The organism is Erwinia sp. MYb416 (assembly GCF_037479575.1).
Taxonomy (GTDB): Bacteria; Pseudomonadota; Gammaproteobacteria; order Enterobacterales; family Enterobacteriaceae; genus Erwinia; species Erwinia rhapontici.
On sequence record NZ_JBBGYT010000438.1, the window covers coordinates 1,862,125 to 1,880,100 of the forward strand.

Annotated in this window: 22 protein-coding genes and 3 pseudogenes; 13 read left to right on the forward strand and 12 right to left on the reverse strand. The window is 51.2% G+C overall.

What is annotated here, in order from left to right:
- The first annotated feature begins 7 nt into the window (after positions 1-7).
- The 3 genes from WH277_RS18455 to WH277_RS18465 are packed head-to-tail and all read left to right on the forward strand — an operon-like array spanning position 8 to position 1,512.
- Complete coding sequence (locus tag WH277_RS18455) at positions 8-403, forward strand: DUF4401 domain-containing protein (RefSeq protein WP_339506247.1); 396 nt, start codon at positions 8-10, stop codon at positions 401-403.
- A complete protein-coding gene (locus WH277_RS18460) occupies positions 396-926 on the forward strand; it encodes a GDYXXLXY domain-containing protein (protein ID WP_339506249.1) in 531 nt (176 codons plus the stop codon). The genes WH277_RS18455 and WH277_RS18460 overlap by 8 nt, the downstream gene beginning before the upstream one ends.
- Before the next feature lie 52 nt (positions 927-978).
- Positions 979-1,512 (forward strand): hypothetical protein, encoded by a 534-nt coding sequence (locus WH277_RS18465; protein WP_249412495.1) that lies wholly within the window; start codon positions 979-981, stop codon positions 1,510-1,512.
- Between the two features lie 185 nt (positions 1,513-1,697).
- Here the strand turns inward: WH277_RS18465 and WH277_RS18470 are convergent, their stop codons facing one another.
- Positions 1,698-2,906, reverse strand: coding sequence for an MFS transporter (locus WH277_RS18470; RefSeq protein ID WP_339506253.1), 1,209 nt, complete (start codon positions 2,904-2,906; stop codon positions 1,698-1,700).
- Between the two features lie 103 nt (positions 2,907-3,009).
- On the opposite strand from WH277_RS18470, the gene WH277_RS18475 reads away from it, so the two are divergent.
- Entirely contained in the window at positions 3,010-3,918 is a 909-nt protein-coding gene (locus WH277_RS18475) for a LysR family transcriptional regulator (RefSeq protein WP_339506255.1), read from the forward strand.
- A 75-nt stretch (positions 3,919-3,993) separates the two neighbouring features.
- Here the strand turns inward: WH277_RS18475 and WH277_RS28785 are convergent.
- Together WH277_RS28785 and WH277_RS18480 are read right to left on the reverse strand one after the other, a co-directional pair.
- A pseudogene (locus tag WH277_RS28785) lies at positions 3,994-4,125 on the reverse strand (pyridoxamine 5'-phosphate oxidase family protein); the annotation flags it as partial.
- 280 nt (positions 4,126-4,405) lie between these two features.
- On the reverse strand, positions 4,406-5,008 hold the full coding sequence (locus WH277_RS18480; RefSeq protein WP_159336640.1) for a LysE family translocator: 603 nt from the start codon (positions 5,006-5,008) through the stop codon (positions 4,406-4,408).
- Positions 5,009-5,408: 400 nt separating this feature from the next.
- Between WH277_RS18480 and WH277_RS18485 the strand changes: the two genes are divergently transcribed.
- Complete coding sequence (locus WH277_RS18485) at positions 5,409-5,792, forward strand: SecDF P1 head subdomain-containing protein (RefSeq protein WP_339506258.1); 384 nt, start codon at positions 5,409-5,411, stop codon at positions 5,790-5,792.
- A 164-nt stretch (positions 5,793-5,956) separates the two neighbouring features.
- Here the strand turns inward: WH277_RS18485 and WH277_RS18490 are convergent, their stop codons facing one another.
- From WH277_RS18490 to WH277_RS18505, 4 genes and pseudogenes are all read right to left on the reverse strand, one after another.
- Positions 5,957-6,565 carry a flavin reductase family protein gene (locus tag WH277_RS18490; RefSeq protein ID WP_212812725.1) on the reverse strand — a complete coding sequence of 203 codons (609 nt, stop codon included), beginning with the start codon at positions 6,563-6,565 and terminating at the stop codon, positions 5,957-5,959.
- A gap of 22 nt (positions 6,566-6,587) precedes the next feature.
- On the reverse strand, positions 6,588-7,028 hold the full coding sequence (locus tag WH277_RS18495) for an SRPBCC family protein (protein WP_133842023.1): 441 nt from the start codon (positions 7,026-7,028) through the stop codon (positions 6,588-6,590).
- 41 nt (positions 7,029-7,069) lie between these two features.
- Positions 7,070-7,549, reverse strand: a pseudogene (locus WH277_RS18500) (nuclear transport factor 2 family protein); the annotation flags it as partial.
- 54 nt (positions 7,550-7,603) lie between these two features.
- Positions 7,604-7,987, reverse strand: a complete 384-nt coding sequence (locus tag WH277_RS18505) for a nuclear transport factor 2 family protein (RefSeq protein ID WP_339506260.1) — start codon at positions 7,985-7,987, stop codon at positions 7,604-7,606.
- A 239-nt stretch (positions 7,988-8,226) separates the two neighbouring features.
- Between WH277_RS18505 and WH277_RS18510 the strand changes: the two genes are divergently transcribed.
- The 4 genes from WH277_RS18510 to WH277_RS18525 all read left to right on the forward strand — a co-directional run bounded on the left by WH277_RS18510 (position 8,227) and on the right by WH277_RS18525 (position 11,368).
- Positions 8,227-8,766 (forward strand): TetR/AcrR family transcriptional regulator, encoded by a 540-nt coding sequence (locus tag WH277_RS18510; protein WP_339506423.1) that lies wholly within the window; start codon positions 8,227-8,229, stop codon positions 8,764-8,766.
- Between the two features lie 64 nt (positions 8,767-8,830).
- The gene (locus tag WH277_RS18515) at positions 8,831-9,412 is read left to right on the forward strand and encodes a TetR/AcrR family transcriptional regulator (RefSeq protein WP_339506262.1); all 582 of its coding nucleotides are present in this window, start codon (positions 8,831-8,833) and stop codon (positions 9,410-9,412) included.
- Positions 9,413-9,466: 54 nt separating this feature from the next.
- A complete protein-coding gene (locus tag WH277_RS18520; protein WP_339506264.1) occupies positions 9,467-10,570 on the forward strand; it encodes an alkene reductase in 1,104 nt (367 codons plus the stop codon).
- A gap of 54 nt (positions 10,571-10,624) precedes the next feature.
- A complete protein-coding gene (locus tag WH277_RS18525) occupies positions 10,625-11,368 on the forward strand; it encodes an SDR family oxidoreductase (protein WP_159336629.1) in 744 nt (247 codons plus the stop codon).
- A gap of 154 nt (positions 11,369-11,522) precedes the next feature.
- Here WH277_RS18525 and WH277_RS18530 read toward each other — a convergent pair whose 3' ends face one another.
- Positions 11,523-12,110 carry a TetR/AcrR family transcriptional regulator gene (locus WH277_RS18530; RefSeq protein WP_133842017.1) on the reverse strand — a complete coding sequence of 196 codons (588 nt, stop codon included), beginning with the start codon at positions 12,108-12,110 and terminating at the stop codon, positions 11,523-11,525.
- Between the two features lie 134 nt (positions 12,111-12,244).
- Here WH277_RS18530 and WH277_RS18535 point away from each other — a divergent pair, with 134 nt between their 5' ends.
- A complete protein-coding gene (locus WH277_RS18535) occupies positions 12,245-13,441 on the forward strand; it encodes an MFS transporter (protein ID WP_339506267.1) in 1,197 nt (398 codons plus the stop codon).
- 48 nt (positions 13,442-13,489) lie between these two features.
- On the opposite strand, the gene WH277_RS18540 is transcribed toward WH277_RS18535, so the two are convergent.
- Positions 13,490-14,320 carry an MBL fold metallo-hydrolase gene (locus WH277_RS18540; protein WP_167864915.1) on the reverse strand — a complete coding sequence of 277 codons (831 nt, stop codon included), beginning with the start codon at positions 14,318-14,320 and terminating at the stop codon, positions 13,490-13,492.
- A gap of 161 nt (positions 14,321-14,481) precedes the next feature.
- Between WH277_RS18540 and WH277_RS18545 the strand changes: the two are divergent.
- Positions 14,482-15,120, forward strand: a pseudogene (locus WH277_RS18545) (LysR family transcriptional regulator).
- A 120-nt stretch (positions 15,121-15,240) separates the two neighbouring features.
- Here the strand turns inward: WH277_RS18545 and WH277_RS18550 are convergent.
- Positions 15,241-15,543: a putative quinol monooxygenase gene (locus tag WH277_RS18550; RefSeq protein WP_227534522.1), complete on the reverse strand. Its 303-nt coding sequence runs from the start codon at positions 15,541-15,543 to the stop codon at positions 15,241-15,243.
- 466 nt (positions 15,544-16,009) lie between these two features.
- On the opposite strand from WH277_RS18550, the gene WH277_RS18555 reads away from it, so the two are divergent.
- Positions 16,010-16,195 carry a hypothetical protein gene (locus WH277_RS18555; protein WP_171148455.1) on the forward strand — a complete coding sequence of 62 codons (186 nt, stop codon included), beginning with the start codon at positions 16,010-16,012 and terminating at the stop codon, positions 16,193-16,195.
- Positions 16,196-16,213: 18 nt separating this feature from the next.
- Here the strand turns inward: WH277_RS18555 and WH277_RS18560 are convergent, their stop codons facing one another.
- Positions 16,214-16,675, reverse strand: coding sequence for a DUF1295 domain-containing protein (locus WH277_RS18560; protein ID WP_339506273.1), 462 nt, complete (start codon positions 16,673-16,675; stop codon positions 16,214-16,216).
- Between the two features lie 140 nt (positions 16,676-16,815).
- Here WH277_RS18560 and WH277_RS18565 point away from each other — a divergent pair, with 140 nt between their 5' ends.
- On the forward strand, positions 16,816-17,157 hold the full coding sequence (locus tag WH277_RS18565; RefSeq protein ID WP_339506275.1) for a TetR/AcrR family transcriptional regulator: 342 nt from the start codon (positions 16,816-16,818) through the stop codon (positions 17,155-17,157).
- 25 nt (positions 17,158-17,182) lie between these two features.
- Here the strand turns inward: WH277_RS18565 and WH277_RS18570 are convergent, their stop codons facing one another.
- Complete coding sequence (locus tag WH277_RS18570) at positions 17,183-17,971, reverse strand: ABC transporter ATP-binding protein (RefSeq protein ID WP_339506276.1); 789 nt, start codon at positions 17,969-17,971, stop codon at positions 17,183-17,185.
- Between the last annotated feature and the right edge of the window lie 5 nt (positions 17,972-17,976).

Genomic DNA, 17,976 nt, shown 5'->3' on the forward strand with positions numbered 1-17,976 from the left:
GGAAGAATTGCAATTTTCCACGCTTCAGTCTGCAACAGGCACAGGGATCGCGGCAGGTTTAGTGTTGAGTGCGCTCTTTCACAAAAAAAGCAGCCGGCTGCTATTTTCGATCATCACACTGCCCGCTGCGCTTATCTGCGGGGCTGCCGCCCTCTATGCACCGGGTATTGGGCTGGGACTGTGGTTAATTCTGATGGCGCGTTATCAGGGAAGTCTGGGGTTACTGGTGGTAAGTGGCGGTTTCATGGTGCTGTATGTTATTGGCTGGTATTACTTCCTGGAGGTCATTCTGCTGCAGAAATCCCTGCTGCTGCTGGTCAGCGGTCTGGTTTTACTGGGGCTGGCGTGGGGAGTCAAAAAAGTATTACCCGCACAGATCGGAGGTGCAAGTGAGAATGCATAAACAGAGCCGATGGCTGGTTGGCGCTCTGGTAGCGCTGGCGCTGGTGGCCGTCAATGTCAGCATCTGGCAAAAAGAGCAGTTGCTGAAGCAAGGCGTGATCATGATTTTACCCCTTGCCCCGGTTGACCCGCGCTCCCTGATGCAGGGTGATTACATGGCGCTCAATTATGCCCTTACCCGCCCTCTGGATCTGACGTTATATCAACAGGCTGAGTCCTGCGGTGCGACCCTGTCAGCGCCATGCCTGCCGACCAGCGGAACCCTGATTGTTGACCTTGATGCTCAGCGTCATGCGACTCAGGCCCGCTTTGATCAGGGTGAGCCTTTGCAGCCGAATCAGCTTCGGGTGAAATACCATCAGCATGACGGCTCGCTGACCGTCGGCACCAACGCCTGGTTCTTTCAGGAGAGCCATGGCGAGCGTTTTGCTCAGGCACGTTACGGAGCATTCCGGGTGGGGAGTGATGGCACGGCACTCCTGACGGACCTGCTTGATGAGCAGGTAAAGGCAATTCAGCCTTAACGATGCGAGACACTCACTGGTCTGCCCACAAAAAAACCTGACGGCTGCCTTAATGTCCTGCGACTATGCAGAGGATGTCGTGCCTGAAGCCTGTTTTTTGATCAAACCTCATGCCGAAAAATTCAAGCGGGTACGCCGCATGAAATATAGCTGCTCAGACGTAGAGAAAATTATGCCGAAAATTATTGACGACAACTTGATTAGGGAATCTACGATATCAGCAATATTTAGTAGTATAGTGGGTTCATTGCTGGTTTTAATCTATCTTTCCTGGGGAAATAGCAGCACATCCGTACCGGGTCTGATTGTAACTTATTTGTTCATCGTGATGACGAGTATTATTGGAACCACGATGGGTTCATTAATAATCGGCATGCCATTAGCCATGGTTGCAAAGCGATTTGCTCCTGACGCTTCCTTAAAGGGGAGCTTTTTTATCGTGTTCTCTACGCTCTTCATGTGGCTGGTTGTACTGGCATGGCCAGTTACCCGGATATTTGAAACGCCTTATTCGGATGTTTTGCTTTTAAGCCCCTATGCTTTATGTTCAGCTGCCGCACTGACTTATCTGGTTTACTGGAATTGATACGCATGGCATAAATCAGGTTCGAGGTATGCGGATAGTTAAAGAAATCGGCTAGTAGCGTCGTTTTTCGTCCAGATAAAAATAAACAGTTACCGGATGTTTACAAGGCACTTTTACCGTCCATTTCTCGCTCAACGCTGCCCTTTGTCATCACGGGCAGCTCAGTGCAAGGAGCGGACGTTATGCTAATCAGTGATGAGATGATCTGGCCGGATCTTACGTTTAGCCAGTTTCTTTTGCAGAATGATCACGATGATTGGGAACCCTGATGCGGAAATTGCACATACCGCCAACAACGTATTCAGATTTTGGGGTGCCATGCCGTAATCGGGTAATAGAAAAGCAGACAGGAAAAATGCGACGGTGGTAATCAGATACATTATCGATGTCTGTAATGAAGAAAATCCAGCGCGTTGCCTGTCATCAGGATACTGAATAGACACTGCCGAAGATGAAACCAGACGGCTGTATGATGCACCGAGAAATAAAGTAATAAACAACGCCGCATGCTGATAGCCCAGGAATGGTAATAACAGACTCAATATAAAGACTATTGTTGACCCTGTCGCCAGAATCAAAGCAGAAAAACGCAAGGTTAACACACCAGTCATTTTTGTGGACAGGTAACCTGTAACCCCCCCGCCGAAGAACAACCAGGGCAACAGGTCTTGCGAAGCGCCCAACTGCTGTGTCAGTAAGGGCACCATAATAGGAATAACCAGCATTGGACTAAACTGCACAAGCGCATTACTGGAGGCGAACAGCAAAGTATCCACATCGATAGGTTGCGCGTGGAACCTGTCTAAAGAGACGGGTTCGTGGGGGATGATGGATACAATCAGTGGCAACGCCAACAAACACAGAATGCTTATTAACCACAAAGCGACATGCCAACCATAATGTGCACACAAAAATAATATAGTGGGCATTCCTACAATGCTTACCATCGAAAATGACGCAATTACCGTCGCCAACATTTTCCCGCGCACGTTAGTCGGTGCGTTGTTTATCAAGATACTGATACCCACCCCCATTGTCGTACCGCCAACCAATCCTGCACAGAATCGTAGCGTAAGCAGGACATTAAAACTGGAGGTAAATGTCGCAAAAAGCGTCAGTAGGCCTAAGAGTGCCATATTGGCGATTAAAAAATGTTTCTTATTGAAACGACCAATCCAGTAAAAGGCGATTATTCCCGAAATGACAGCACCCGATGTGTACATACCGGATACATAACCTGAGAATGATACGGGAACGGCGAAATCTGCCGCCATAAAAGCAAAAACAGGATTGAACATCATATATTCCAGCGCATTCGTGAACTGGATAAAAGCCATTACAAAGGCTATCCGCATAAGGGCTTTATGATTAAACATCTGTGTGACCAGTGGCATAGCAAGCAACCTGTAGTTGAAAGATATCCGAGTTTAACTGCTATCATTGTTGTTCATTAGATGGTAAAAATGGCATTGATTGTTATCATATGTGGGATAGTTAATGCGTTCAGCTCTTGATTTTAATACCCTGAAAGTGTTCATTGCTGTGGTTGAAAGAGAAAGTTTTGTTGGGGCAGCGAAAGTCCTTGAAATGCCGACATCAAATGTGAGTCGTTGTATTTATCAGTTAGAAGAAAAACTGAATCTTCAGCTCATTGAACGCAGTACCCGACATATGAAACTCACCCAGGCGGGGCACTTACTCTATATCCGGGCAAAACCATTACTGGAGGCCCTGGAGCAAACTGAGACAGAATTAACCTTGAGGCAGATGCAATTCAAGGGTCCACTACGTCTCTGTATCCCCAATGAAGTCGGTCCTGCATTACTGGGTTCTGTTATTGCCGATTTTGCCTGCCAGTATCCGGACCTGGAGATCAGCTGCGTCACAAATTTGTCAGGTTTCGAATCCCTGCGAGATGATCTGGATTTAGCGATCATTATTACCCGTGGTCAGATGGATGACAGTGACTACATAGCCCGTCATCTGGTGACTATCCCTTGCACCATTGTCGCAGCCCCCTCCGTCATTCAGCGTTATGGCACCCCTACCCAGATCCAGCAATTTGAAGAATTACCCTGTATTACAACAGTAAGTGCACTGAAGGGTGCACCCTGGCAGTTTGTCAATAAAAAGGGGGGATTCGAGACAATCAAGGTTAAAGCGCATTATCGGGTAAACAGTGGAGAGATGGCAGGACGAGCGGCGGTATCAGGTGTCGGTTTTGCCATTCTATCGAAACAAGCCTGCCAGCCCTACATTAACGATGGACGGTTAATTGAGATTGCGTTTGAACAATCGGTAGCCCCATTGCAATTGTTTGCACTTTATTCAGATCGACGTTACTTGCCCGCTAAAACACGAGCGCTCATTGATTACATGCATCAGAAATTGAGTGATATATCATGACCAGTTCATTATTTAACAGTCCCGGTGCGATTGCACTCATGCAGTTTGATGATGGCAGAGCTATCGAGTTCAGAATGAGCGGTAGATAAAGGGTCGGTAGGCAGGATGAATATGGTCTGTCACCTTCGTTAAAGAAGATTTTGCGACCGCACCGTAAAGTTTCTCAAGCTCATGACTGTCCGTAATTCGCATGTTTTCATCAACCATCTCATTCACCTCCGCTGTTTTCTGCTAAAAGCAGAACTTGTACTCTCAAAGGACTCGTGGCCGGGCATTATGAACGCTTGTTATGTTTACTTTTGACTGTAGTTGTAGATATCAGGCCGGGCAATCGCCCACGCGTAGTTTTTCTGATCGCGCTGACTGATATGAAGTGTGAACCGTTAGCGCTCAGGCATAACTTCCGCTCCTCGCTCTCCGCTGCCCTTCAAGCCTTACCCTCGGCATCCAGGTGACAGGAGCGGCCGTTGTCGCTATAAGTGATGAATTACGGGATCAGGCTGTGCAGAGAAAAAACAATAAGCAACATTCCGCCGGCAATGTTGACGTATTTTTTGAGCATTGTTGGGTTGGCTTTTTTAACTGAAAAGATCAGTGTTTGACTGACGGCGTAAAGCCAAATGCACATAACCACGACATGTACTGACGCCAGTGTCAGATAGTTGCAAACGCCTCCCTGTATCCCTGCGAACTGCGAAACGACAGTCAGATAGAAAATAATGGCTTTAGGATTCAAAACATTGGCTATCCAGGCCTCTCTTAACGTCACAGAATGCTTTGCATCAGCAAACCCTCCTGGATTTGCCCTTATGCCGTTGCGAATGAGCATCACCCCTAACCAAAGCAGATAGGCGGTACCAAAAACGTTCAACACAGCAAAAGTTTCTGGAGACGAGATGAGCACAGCGGTTATCCCAAGGCCTATTAGAACTGCATGGGTGTAAATGCCCAAAGCCGTTCCGGCAAGAGTCCTGAACAATCCTCTTTGACCACCTGCCAGAGCACCACTCATAACAAGAGTGAAGCTTGCTCCGGGGGACAGTGCAACAGGGAGTAACGCTGGCATAAAGCCAAGAAGGTTTATATCCATAGATTTTTGTTAGTCATTGACGCTCTAGTGTATTGCCCGTCAAGGCGCTTTGGAGATGTTATATTTCAACCTATCCTTGGCGTATTGGGTGCTCAGTTGGCACTGCTCTGTGCCAAAGCATGATCTTGCGGCCTGCGATAGCGGCCAGACGGCAAATGTTTAACGCCCTTCAATAGCCCTTCTTCAGATATCACCACGGCTAACCTCGACATCTTATCCTACTCTAAGTAGCAACCAGAACCTTTGCTTCTCGCTCACCGCGGACCTTGATGTCTCCGAGACTGTTCACCGTGTCAGGAGCGGGTGTTGCTTACATTGCGATAGGCTAATTTATGGGAAGCCGCCAGGCTGTGTTTCATAAGGATTCATGTATAATCCTTACCAAAACAAGGAGATGAGAATGTATATCAAATCTGGGGCGTTGTTAATCGTAGCACTCATCCCATTGACATCGGTTGCAGCAAAAGGAGATTTTGATTTTTCGGTCTCAGGGGAAAATACTTCCTTCGACTCTGAATGTGTAGAGTCCATTCAGTATGTTGAGACGGATGAAGTGGATAATGAGAATATAATCATGAAATTCACCGATGAATGTGGGAAGAAATTATCGACCCTGACCCGACAGAACATCGGCAAGCAGATGACCATCGCCTATAACGGTAACAAACTTACATCCGCTGTGATTGCCTCGCGCCTGAGCACTCGTTTCAGAATCTCTGCAAAGGAAATACCAAGGGTCCTGTTGATGAAAATATTTAATGATTATGAAACAGTTATTAATTGACTGGGACAGAGTGGAAAACAAATAATTGAGCTCACGACCATCCTCACTCAACGAATACTCTACTTTAGGCGGAACATCACCCGCATCGAAAAACGTATTCTTTGGCCATGCATGAACCGCGTGGCCAGAAGAGAGGTAAGTTGTGACGGATATCACATGCATTTTCAGCCCTGAGGGGCGCCTGGGGTAACTGAGGGTACATCCGGCACCTCAAGCACCTCGCCGGTGGTGTAGAAATGTCCGCCGGCGATGTAGTGCAGGCTTCGCCAGTCTGAAGAGGCGTGCTCAAACTGCCAGTGTCCGTCCCTGAAAATGCGCGTGTCAGCCCACGCAGCCTTGATTTCGCCAATAAACAAATCATAGGCCTGCTGGTTATGCTCTTCGGGGATAAGCTCGCAATAAAGCCAGGCGGCGCATCCTGAAACCAGTGGTGCATCTACGTCAGGAAGGTGAAAAAGCGTCACGCCTGAACGGGCCAGTTTGTCCTTATCGCTGAACAGGGATTGTGAGCCCAGTTGATACACCAGCGGAGCCTGTGATGCGATCGGTACCTGAATCATAAAGTGCCCGCTCTGCTCAATCAGCCCGCGGGTGAAGGTCGCCTTATCAAGGACAACGGTCAATCGCGCTGGCCCATAATCCAGCGCACATACCCATGACGCAGCCATGACGTTTTCCGTTCCGTCATGCTGCGCCGAAACCAGCGTTGTCGGGCCATGATTAATCAGACGATATGCCTTTGCCAGTTCAACAGGCTGGATGTAATCGTTCATTTTCAGACGGTCTCCTCAGGATTCACTGTTGCTGTAGATAATCGGCCAGGCTGTTATGCCCTGACATGATGAGATGCATAACGACGTCTTCCATCTTTTGCGTTTCATCGCGCGAGCGGGCTTCAAAACTGGCCTGCCACACGATCACTGTTTCCTCTTTTCCCGTCAGCGGAATCAGGCTCACCGAAGCGACATAATTGTCCACTGCCAGCGGTGACTCAATAAACCTGTATGAAAAAGCCTGGCTGCCTTCATCAAGCATAAGCAGCTGTTCACGCAGTACAGCGCCATTGTCCAGCACCAGACGGCGCTTACAGCCCGGAAGGCCGTCTGGCTGGTTTTCTTCAATCTCACTGCTGCGAATGGCCGGATGCCATTCACTGATGCGGCCGAACTGGCTGAGCGTTTGCCATACGCGGTGAGTATCTGCCTTTACAATGGCGTTAAATTTTACAACTGACATCACTGTTTCCTTATCAATAAATTCAGCGTTTACCCGTCATTTCAATCGGGCGAACATCCTTTCTTGCACCACCAATAACACCGGGCCGGACGAGAGTAAGAGAAGTAAACTGCTCGTGCACCAGCGCCTCCTCGAGCCCAACGGGAGGACGGATCGGCACCGGTTGCGGACGTCAGTGCAAACACGGTCGCGCCGTGCGTTCTGGCAAGCCTGGCAAACATCAGCGGGTAGTCATAATCGACCTGGCGAAATGCCTCGCGGCTGCCCGATTGTTTGATGGTGGTACCGAGCGCACAGATAACGGCGTCCACATGCCACAGCGGGTCATCCTGGTCAGGTATATCGACCCGCACAACGGCGGTGGTCGGCGTGATAGCAAGTACATCGAGCCGGGTCACGATATCCGGCGCGCTGCCGTTCTGGCGGACAAAATCGTACAGATTTTCTACCGGGCCGCCCAGCAGCCTGCCGTTGGTAAAACCATACATCACGGCGTCTTTATGGAAGGCTTCAGCCACCGTTTCAGCGTTACCGACCTGCTTGCGGGCTGCATCAGTGAGCTGACCAAATGGATATCAGGGTGCGACGTGGGTGTGGTAAATCTTGCTGACCACGGTCCAGCTGCCGTTCACCTTCAGGAGATTGAAAAAGTCGGTGAAGCGAAAGCCTGAAATGTCATCGGTATCAATGCGTGCGCTGGCTGCGGTTCCGACGATATCCACGCGTACGATAGCGGCCTTCGCCTCAGGAGAAGGACGGAAATCGCGGTCAATAACGTCGAACAACCCCTGGATGGGGCCGCCGGTGAGGTTACCGTCGCCGTCAGTGCCAAAAATGGTGGCCTGTTCACTAAAAGCGGGCTTCATGATCTCGCTCTTAGCCTGTTTACCGCCTTCGTTGTACTGGTTAAGTACAGCCACAATGGCGCTGTATTCCTGCACGTAAGTTTTGTCGCTCATCTTTTTTCTCCGTAGTAATAAACCGGGTATCCGCTCAGATCCCCTCTTTCACTTGTTGGTACCATTTTGTAGTGACCACTAAGTAATGTTATTATTGTATAGTGATCACTATGTAAAGTGTCAAGCGATAGATTGAGAACCCATAAATTAAAACGCCAGGTGTAAACACAGCCAGCGGAAAGCCCAAGGGCAGACCGAGAAGTTTTGATCGTGATAAAGCCCTGCTCCGCGCACTGGATATCTTCTGGCGAAAAGGATTTGAGCCAGCATCAGTCGCCGAGCTATGTGAAGCGATGGAGATCAATCCGCCCAGCCTCTACTCCGCCTTCGGTAACAAAGCAAAACTGTTTATGGAAGCCGTGAGCTATTACGAAAAGGTTTACTGGAAAGCGACCTGGGAACGGCTGGAAGAGGTTGAGAATATTCACCAGGCCATTGATAACTTCTTCAGTGAATCGGCCGATATACTGCTGTCACCCTCCGCGCCGTGCGGTTGCATGGTGGTGCTTGCTGCCATCAATGTCTCGCAGGAGTCCGCCGATGTTGTCAAGGCGGTCAGCGTGCTCAGGCAGGAAGGCAAAGATCTGTTTGATAAGCGACTCACCAGGGCCGTACGGGAAAAGCAACTGCCGGTAGACACAAATACCGCCGCGCTGGCGACCGTTCTCAACACCTTGCTGGAAGGGATGTCGATTGAAGCTAAAGACGGTGCGACGCTGCAGAGTCTCAAAACAACCGGACAGTATGCCACCGGACTGCTGCCGGCGAACAAAAGATGATCGCACAAAATGCTACTCACAAAACTAGACGACTGGTCAGTTTTTAATTTACAGTAACCGGACTATGAAAAAACAAGCGACTAACGTGCGTCAGCACATCATTGATGTAGCCAGAACGCTGATTACTCACAAAGGCTACAGCGCCGTCGGCCTGGCTGAAATTGTTAAAGCCGCCGGGATCCCCAAAGGATCGTTTTATTACTACTTCCAGTCCAAGGAAGAGTTTGCTCAGGCGCTGTTAGAGCACTATTTCAGCAACTACCTTATTCAGGTGGATGAACAACTGCGCGGTGCCGAACCCGCCCGCGAGCGGCTGCTGCGTTATTTTTCCTTCTGGAAAACGACACAGGGTGCCGACCTGCCGGAAAGTAAGTGCCTTGTCGTTAAGCTTGGCGCGGAAGTGTGCGACCAATATGACAGCATGCGAAGTGTACTGGCGAGAGGAACCCTCGACATCGTGGCGAGAATTTCGGCATGCATTCGCCAGGGCCAGCAGGATGGCTCATTATCCGGTGATGATGATGCACAAGATCTCGCTGAAGAGCTCTACCAGCTCTGGCTGGGTGCTTCACTTATGGCAAAAATTCACGACCCGGATACGTCATTCGACAAAGCAATGAGTGCGACAAAGCGGCTGCTCAGATAGCCGCATTTTTTTTTACCAATAAACTAGACGACTGGTCAACTACTTGGAGTATTTATGACTGATAACACCACCCGTACCGATTTATTTTCACCCGTTGCCATGGGGAAACTTCAGCTGTCGAATCGTATTGTCATGGCGCCGGTAACCCGCAGCCGTTATGGCGAAGAGGGTATTCCTGATGAACTGCATGCGACTTACTATGCGCAGCGTGCCAGCGCTGGCCTGATTATTTCAGAAGCGACCAACATCTCTGCTCAGGGCCGTGGCTATGCGGCTACGCCTGGGATCTGGAGTGAAGAACAGGTTGCAGGCTGGAAGAAAGTCACCGATGCCGTTCATGCTGAAGGCGGAAAAATTGTCTGCCAGCTCTGGCACGTGGGCCGTTTCTCCAGCGTTGAGCTTCAGCCTGATGGGGAACGTCCGGTGGCCCCGTCGGCCATCAAAGCTGAAGGCCAGACCTACACCGTTAACGGCTTTGTTCCGGTTTCCACGCCGCGCGCGCTCGAAACAGACGAAATTCCCGGCATTATCGAGCAGTACAAGCATGCGGCAGAAAACGCCCTGCGCGCCGGGTTTGACGGTGTTGAAGTACACTCTGCCAATAGTTACCTGCTCGATCAGTTCCTGCGCGATTCCACTAACCACCGTACCGATGACTGGGGCGGCTCAATTGAAAACCGTGCCCGCCTGACGCTGGAAGTGACGAAAGCTATCGTCAACATCTGGGGCAATGAACGCGTTGGCATCCGCCTGTCACCGGTGACCCCTGATGCGGGTAACACGCCGCCGGACAGCAATGTGATGGCGATGTATGGCTATCTGATCCAGCAGCTGAATCGCTTTAATCTGGCGTATCTGCACTTTGTTGAGGGTGCAACGGCAACCTCGCGTGAAGTTCCTGCTGATGTGGATATGGATGCGCTGAGCGCCCAGTTCGACGGCCCGTTCATCGGTAACAACAACTATGACCTGGAGATGGCCATCAGTCGTCGTAATGCCGGGATCATTGATGCCGTCGCCTTCGGCCGCCTGTTTATTTCCAACCCGGACCTGGTGAAGCGCCTGCGTTATGGTGCCGAACTGACCATCGCGCCGAAAGAAGCCTATTACGGCGGTGGCGCGAAGGGCTACACCGACTGGCCAGAAGCGAATCATTGATAAACATTGATGGCGGGTATTCGTCCCGCCGCTGTTACAGAAAGGAAAGATAAAATGAATTACCTGCAAAACAAAACGGCGGTGATTACCGGCGCATCATCCGGTATCGGTGCTGCTACCGCGCTGGAACTTGCACGTCACGGTGTGAATATTGTCGCGGCAGCGCTGGATCAGAGCGGCCTGGATAAGCTGGTCAGTGATATTGAAGCTGGAGGTGGCCGCGCTGCTGGTCTGGTCACTGATGTCACCCGTCCGGAAGACACCCGGGCTTTGGTTAAGCACGCCACTGACACATACGGATCGGTAGATATCCTGATTAACAACGCTGGCCTGATGCTGTTTTCAAGCTGGAGCGACGTTGCCTGGGACGACTGGAACAAGATGGTCGACGTCAATATCAAAGGCTATCTGAACGCCATCGCGGCCGTACTGCCCGTTATGCTTAGCAAAAATGACGGTCAGATCCTGAATATGGCATCCGTGGCAGGACACCAGGTTGACGCCGGTGCGGGCGTTTATAGCGCCACTAAATTCTTTGTTCATGCTATGACGGAGTCCATGCGCAAGGATTTAGGTGTCAATAAAGGGATCAGAGTGAATACCATCAGTCCCGGCGTAATTAATACCGGATGGGCGGACAAGGTAGCCGATCCTGAAGGCCGTAAAGTGGCTCAGGAACTGAATAAGTTAGCCATCAGCCCGCAGGATGTGGCTAATGCGGTGGTGTATGCGCTTAATCAACCGCAGAACGTCATCGTCAATGACCTTATCGTTTCGCCTGCTAAGCAAAACTGGTAGAAATTTGAGCTATGGCATGAAGAAGAGCACCTGATTTTCTCAATGCCCTACTGTGGCGCTACAGCGTTATTCCTGAACCCTGTGCGCCATGCTTGCTTAGCGCCAGCAAAGTTTTCCCGTAGCATCCCCCCTACCCGCGCGTGCCAGCATGCTCTCAGCCCGCCCGTCGCAATCCGCGAAGTAGCAGGTTCAGCGCGGTAATGCCTTGTGTCAGCCGCGTATTGCTCTCATCACCCTCGGCAATCCAGAATGCCGCTTCTGCCAGGCTACCGTAAATCAGCGAAGCCAGTCCCTCAGGGTCGACGTCGTCTACGACACCTTGCTGAATCAGATTGCGAATCAGGCCGCGCATGGATTCCACGCAATGACGTTGCGATTCAGGTGAAGAACCGCCCAGCACCGCTTTGGCATCACGCAGCACAATGCGCTGAAATTCAGGTTCCAGCGCCATCTCAAGGTAAGCCCGACAGCGGTTGCAAAAGCCCTCCCACGGATCATTTGCATGAGTGGAAATCGCGTGCAGACGCTGATCCATCTCGTCATCAATCTGCTCCACCACTGCCACCAGCAATCCTTTCTTGTCACCAAAGTGATGATAAAGCGCGCCACGGGTCAACCCTGCCTGCGCAGTCAGATCATCCATTGAGGTATCAGCGTAGCCATATTCACAAAAAACCCTTCGGGCAGTGGCTAACAATGTGGCTCTTGTCTCTTCCATCTCGGCACGGGTGCGGCGAACCATAATTTTCTCCTTACATACGACATGAATGATTATTTACAAACACTCCGTATGAATATAGGATTGGATTCATACGCGTTGTATGTATTGTCGCTGTGTCACCTCGTTGTGGCAAGCAAATGCTACCGGAGATGATGATGGCTAATCTGTATCGAGACCTTTTTACTGCCCCTGGCACGGCACATTTTGCCGTTGCGGGCCTGTTAGCGCGCATCCCGTTGCCGATGGCCGGCATCGGAATTATCACGCTATTTTCGCAGCAATACGGAGGCTATGCGCTGGCGGGAGCCATTTCCGCGACCTTTGTTCTGACCTACGCCCTGCTGTCACCGCAGATCTCCCGATATGTGGATCGCTATGGGCAGCACCGCGTTTTGCCTGCGGCTACGGCGATCAGTGTCACGGGTTTTGTTATCCTCATCGCCTGTTCCTTTTGGAGTGTTGCCAGCTGGGCTCTGTTTTTTGGTGCATTCCTGGCGGGGTTTATGCCCAGCATGTCGGCCATGGTACGGGCACGCTGGACGGCACTTTACCGGGGCCAGCCGCGTTTGCAGACTGCCTATTCGCTTGAAACGGTGCTCGATGAGCTGACGTTTATTGTTGGCCCGCCCCTCTCGATTGGCCTTTCCATCGCGCTGTTTCCCCAGGCGGGTCTGCTGCTCACGGCACTTTTGCTGTTTTCAGGCGTGTTTGCACTGGTGATACAGCGCGGAACGGAACCTCCGGTCATGGCCGTCTCCTGCAGCAAGACTGGCTCAGGTTCGGTCATCCGGATAACCAGCGTGCGGCTATTGGCGCTGCTGATGGTAGCGATGGGCGTTATCGTCGGCACGATTGATATCGTGAGTGTCGCCTGGGCCGAAGCGCTGGGGCACCCGGCGGCGGCCAGCCTGGTGTTATCAGCCTATGCCGTGGGTTCGTGTGTATCCGGATTACTGTATGGCTCACTCAAGCTGAAAACCCCACTCCATCGGCTGTTGTGGCTGGGCGGGCTGGCCACTGCCACAACCACTGTCCCTCTGATACTGGTCACCCATCTTACCGCGCTGGCGGCCGCCGTCCTGGTGGCGGGCCTCTTTTTCGCCCCAACCCTGATCGTGGCCATGTCGCTCGTTGAACGTCAGGTTTCTGAAAGTCAGTTAACAGAAGGCATGACCTGGCTGCTGGCCGGGCTGAATGTGGGCGTTGCACTGGGCGCCGCCCTCGCGGGTCAGGTGGTTGATAGCAATGGGTCACCCGCTGGATTCTACGTCGCCTTAGGTGCCGGAGTGCTGGTACTGCTCATGGCACTGTTAAGTCATTTAACCCTGCACAAGCAGGATAATCGCGCCTGAGTTCGGTGCATTCTTTAGGATCTGAGTGACCCCCCATTCATTTTCCGGTCAGGCAATACGGTATCCCTCACCCGCCTTAAACACCCTGGCAAATCCCGTACTGTCTAAGTGCATTCCGGCGATAAGCAGATTTTCTCTTACCGCCTGAGCCATGATTTTTTCCCGTGTTTCTCTGGCCTGAAGGGGGTCACAGTCAAAGACAATTGAAACGTCGGGGCGTGCTGACTGGATATGGGGGAAATGGACGATGTCTCCCCAAATCAATAAGCATTCATCGCCTGAAGTGATGCGAAAACCCGTATGCCCTGGCGTGTGACCCGGCAACCATTCCGGAAGAATGCCCTCAGCCACCTCGCCCTTACCAATCAGGCGCACTTTACGGGCATAGGCGTCTAACGTTCGGCGGGCCAGATCAAAATTGCGCTGCCCACGTTCATTCGCCATTTTTCGTTTTTCATCATCCTGCCAGTATCTCGCTTCAAGCGGATGGAGATGAAGTTCTGCCTGATTAAATACCGGTTGCCCTTCAGCATCCAACAGACCCCCAATATGGTCAGGATGACCGTGCGTCAGTAATACGGTATCCACGTCATCGGGGCTGACGCCAGCAGTAGCAAGCGTCTCTTTAAGCTGCCCGCCGACGTTGTTCAGACCTCCCGCACCAGCATCGACCAGGAGGGTCCGCCCCCTGCCCTGAATAAGGTACCCGTTGATATGGATATTGCCGGGTTCAGCGATCCGGGCGTTATGCTGAATAGCCGCCGCTTCTGCGGTCTCAATACCTGACAGTAACTCCAGGCTCGCTGACATCGTGCCATCGCTGAGGGCTGTCACCCAAAAATCCCCAATCTGACGGCATGGTAATGACGGATTGCTCATAGTGACCTCGGCATGAATAAATAACAGGTGCTCATTAGCCTGCTTAGTGACTTTTACTCATCCTACAAGCCGCCAGTTCGGTAATAAATCGATATTTACTCAACCATTAGTGACATTATATCACTGACAGTTCATCACCCTTTTTGGAGAAGGTCATATTCATGCGCAGAAAAATTCCCAGCAGTGCTTCACTTCAGGCATTTGAGGCCGCCGCCAGGCACGGTAATTTTGCGCGGGCCGCAGAGGAATTGTCATTAACGGAAGGCGCCATCAGCCGTCAGATTGCCCGCCTGGAGTCTCTGCTCGATTGCAGACTGTTTGACCGTACGGGAACCCGGGTAAAGCTCAATCCAGTGGGGGCTCGCTATGCCCATCACGTGCGGCAAATACTGGAACGGCTCGAACGCGATACTCAGTACGTTATGGGAATGCCCGAAGGCAGCAGAACGCTGGAAATTGCCGTCCTGCCGACGTTTTGCAGCCGCTGGCTTATCCCCCGCCTCAGTGGCTTCCAGTCTTTATACCCGGACATCACCTTGAATATCGCGGCCAGAACCGATCCCTTCATTCTCACCGGGAGTGGCTTTGACGCAGCCATTCATTGGACAAGGGGTCGCCATGGTGCCTCGCATCTATATCGAAAAAGAGCTTAACAGCGGGTCGCTTGTTCGCCCTGGCCGCAATCAGAACAACTGAGAAAGACATTTTGTTTAGTCAAATCGGTTGAAACCGCAGTCAATGAATCTGCATTGCACGATTTTGAGCACTGGTTGCAGGCAGAATCATTGCTGATGACATAATGGTGGGCAGCTTTGTGCCGGGAGTAGACATAATCTCACATCAAAAAGAGAGGGGCGGCACAGGACAATAGTTGAAAAGATGTGTTACCAATTCGGCATAACATATTGATCGTATAGACTTTATAAAATATGTGGGGTTACGTGGCAATTCATCAGAATGTATTGAGCATCTTTGCGCTTATGTAGGTCAATTAATGGCACAATCCGTCTGAAATGCTCACTTGCACAGTGCAATTCAAGCGCTGCACGATCCGGCCATTCCTCTATAAAAATGAAATGCCCCGGATCCTTTTCATCGATATACAGATCATAAGCGATGCAAAGAGGTTCCTTTTTTGTGGCCGATATTAGCTCACGGTACAAAGGCATAACTTTTTCAACCCCATCAGGTTTTATAAAATCTTCGGCAATGACTTTCAGCATTACAACCTCTAAAGATAAAAAGAATATACATAAAATGGCGAAAAAAAATGTTTTGGAAAAATAGCTCAGCGCTGCGCCTGAGAAATATCAAAAATCATTATCCAACATAACTGTTTCTATCCATCCTTGTGTTCGCTTCTCGCTGATAGCCGCCAGTCCCATCCTACCACTATATCAGGCGTTTTCTTAACACCGACCCACCGGAAAGATGTCAATCCCACAGGAGATCGCCGTCGTGGTTTAAAAACCACCGCGAGCACCAAGCTGGCCTTAGCCCGGTTGCCAATGATGTCAGCAACACCTGCCGTTGACCTGAGTCAGTGTGCAGACCATCACGCACAGATTGGCCCATTGTGTTATGGTTCCGACGAGCAAACATGCGTGGTATCGGCCTTTATGCATAGCCCTCTTTCCGTAATGGCATACGTGGATTACGCTGAGAGTAAAACCCCAACGGAGTCACATCATGCCACTCTTTATTGCGTTACTGGTTGCCCTGCTCACTCCCGGCACCCACGCTATTGCCGCCCGTGACAACAGCGCCTGCCAGCAAAGCTGCTATGTGCAGAACAGCCGCTGCGATCGGGATAAAAACAGTGGCTGTAGCGGCGCATTGCAACGCTGCGTGCAGGCGTGCCAGAACACAAAGTAACCTTTCTGGGGGGCTGACTTAGAGTAAACGGCTGCGTTGGCGGTATTGTTCAAATTCTGGATAACGTGATAATGAACGATCCTTGAGTCGCATATTCCTGATAAAGAAAATGCACCATCCTGCCAGGACGATAAAAGGTAACCCGTGCATTGCCAGTAATGAGAACGACAGATAAATAATAATCTCACCCAGATAGTTTGGATTCCGGCTATAGGCGAATAACCCCTCTGTAATTAACCCTTTCTTTACTTTTAACGTATAAAACTTCTGTGCATCACTGACATAGTGTAAATAAATACCCGTAATGTAGAGTGCCAACACCAGGCAAACCAGCCACGGTGGCGCGATAACATGACGGCTGATGAGCAGATACGGCGTGGCATAATAAGCCGCCAGAGGGACAAAAATGAATAACCATCCTGCCCATGCAGGAGGGATCTGCCTGGCAAAACGCTGATCGGGAAACGTCGCTTCCTTCACCAGCCATAAGACTGAATAGGTTCCGTGCAATGCCAGATAAATATACGCGGTAATAAAACGGCTGAGATAAAGCCTTAATCTTGTCGGTGACAAGATGAAATTTACACTCTATCTTGTCACTGTCAAGATATTCTGATTAAATGGCATCCGCACTGGAGATTGTTGAAAAGGAAGGCGTTGAGATGCTCTCTCTGCGCGCATGTGCACGAAAAGCAGACGTGTCACATGCCGCACCTGCTCACCATTTTGGCAATATGACGGGCCTGCTTCATGAACTGGCAGCAGAAGGCTACCACCGCTTAACCCGGCACATGCGCGAACCTGCACAGCATCGGGCGGATGATGCTCTGTTGAATGCCGGGGTGGGCTATATTCGATTTGCCGTCAATCACCCCGGGCTTTTTCGCGTCATGACCCGGATGAAAGCCAGTGAGGGCGCTTCACAGAATGCTTCAACAGCTCAGAATTGCCTTACTCGCTAAAGCGGAATAACCGGCCTTTACCCCGCTAGTCGTGTTCTTTACTGAGCGGGATCACCAGCGGTGTACCGTAGAATGGATCATCGATAATGCGGCAGTTCAGGTCAAACACGGTTTTTACCAACGCTTCACTGAGGATCGCCTGCGGCGCCCCTGCCGCCACCACGCCGCGCTGATGCACAGCGACCAGATGGTCGGCATAACGACAGGCCAGATTGAGGTCGTGGAGTACCATCACAATGGTTTTATTCTGCTGGCGATTCAGGTCACGCAGCAGATCCAGCACCTCAATCTGGTGGGCAACATCAAGAAAGGTCGTCGGCTCATCCAGCAGCAGAATATCGGTGCCCTGCGCCAGCGTCATGGCAATCCACACCCGCTGACGCTGCCCACCCGACAGCGCCTCAACCGGACGATCGGCAAGCCCTGCAACATGGGTAGCGTGCAGAGCAGCATTAACCTCGTCTTCATCCCGGGCTGACCACTGCTGCAACCAGTTCTGCCAGGGGTAACGCCCCAGGCTCACCAGCTGGCGCACGTTAATGCCTTCCGGGGCTACCGGGTTCTGCGGCAGGATCGCCAGCTCACGGGCCACCGCAACGGTCGACTGCTGCTGAATATCCTGACCGTTGACGCGGACCGATCCGGACTGCGGCTTCAGAAGGCGCGCGAATGATCGCAGCAACGTGCTTTTTCCGCTGCCGTTGCTGCCGATCAGCACCGTGATTTTCCCCTGCGGTAGGTCAATATCCAGACCGTCAATAATGGTCTGATTCTGGTAACTCAGGGTCAGATCGCGGGCGGCAATGGCCGTCATAGTTC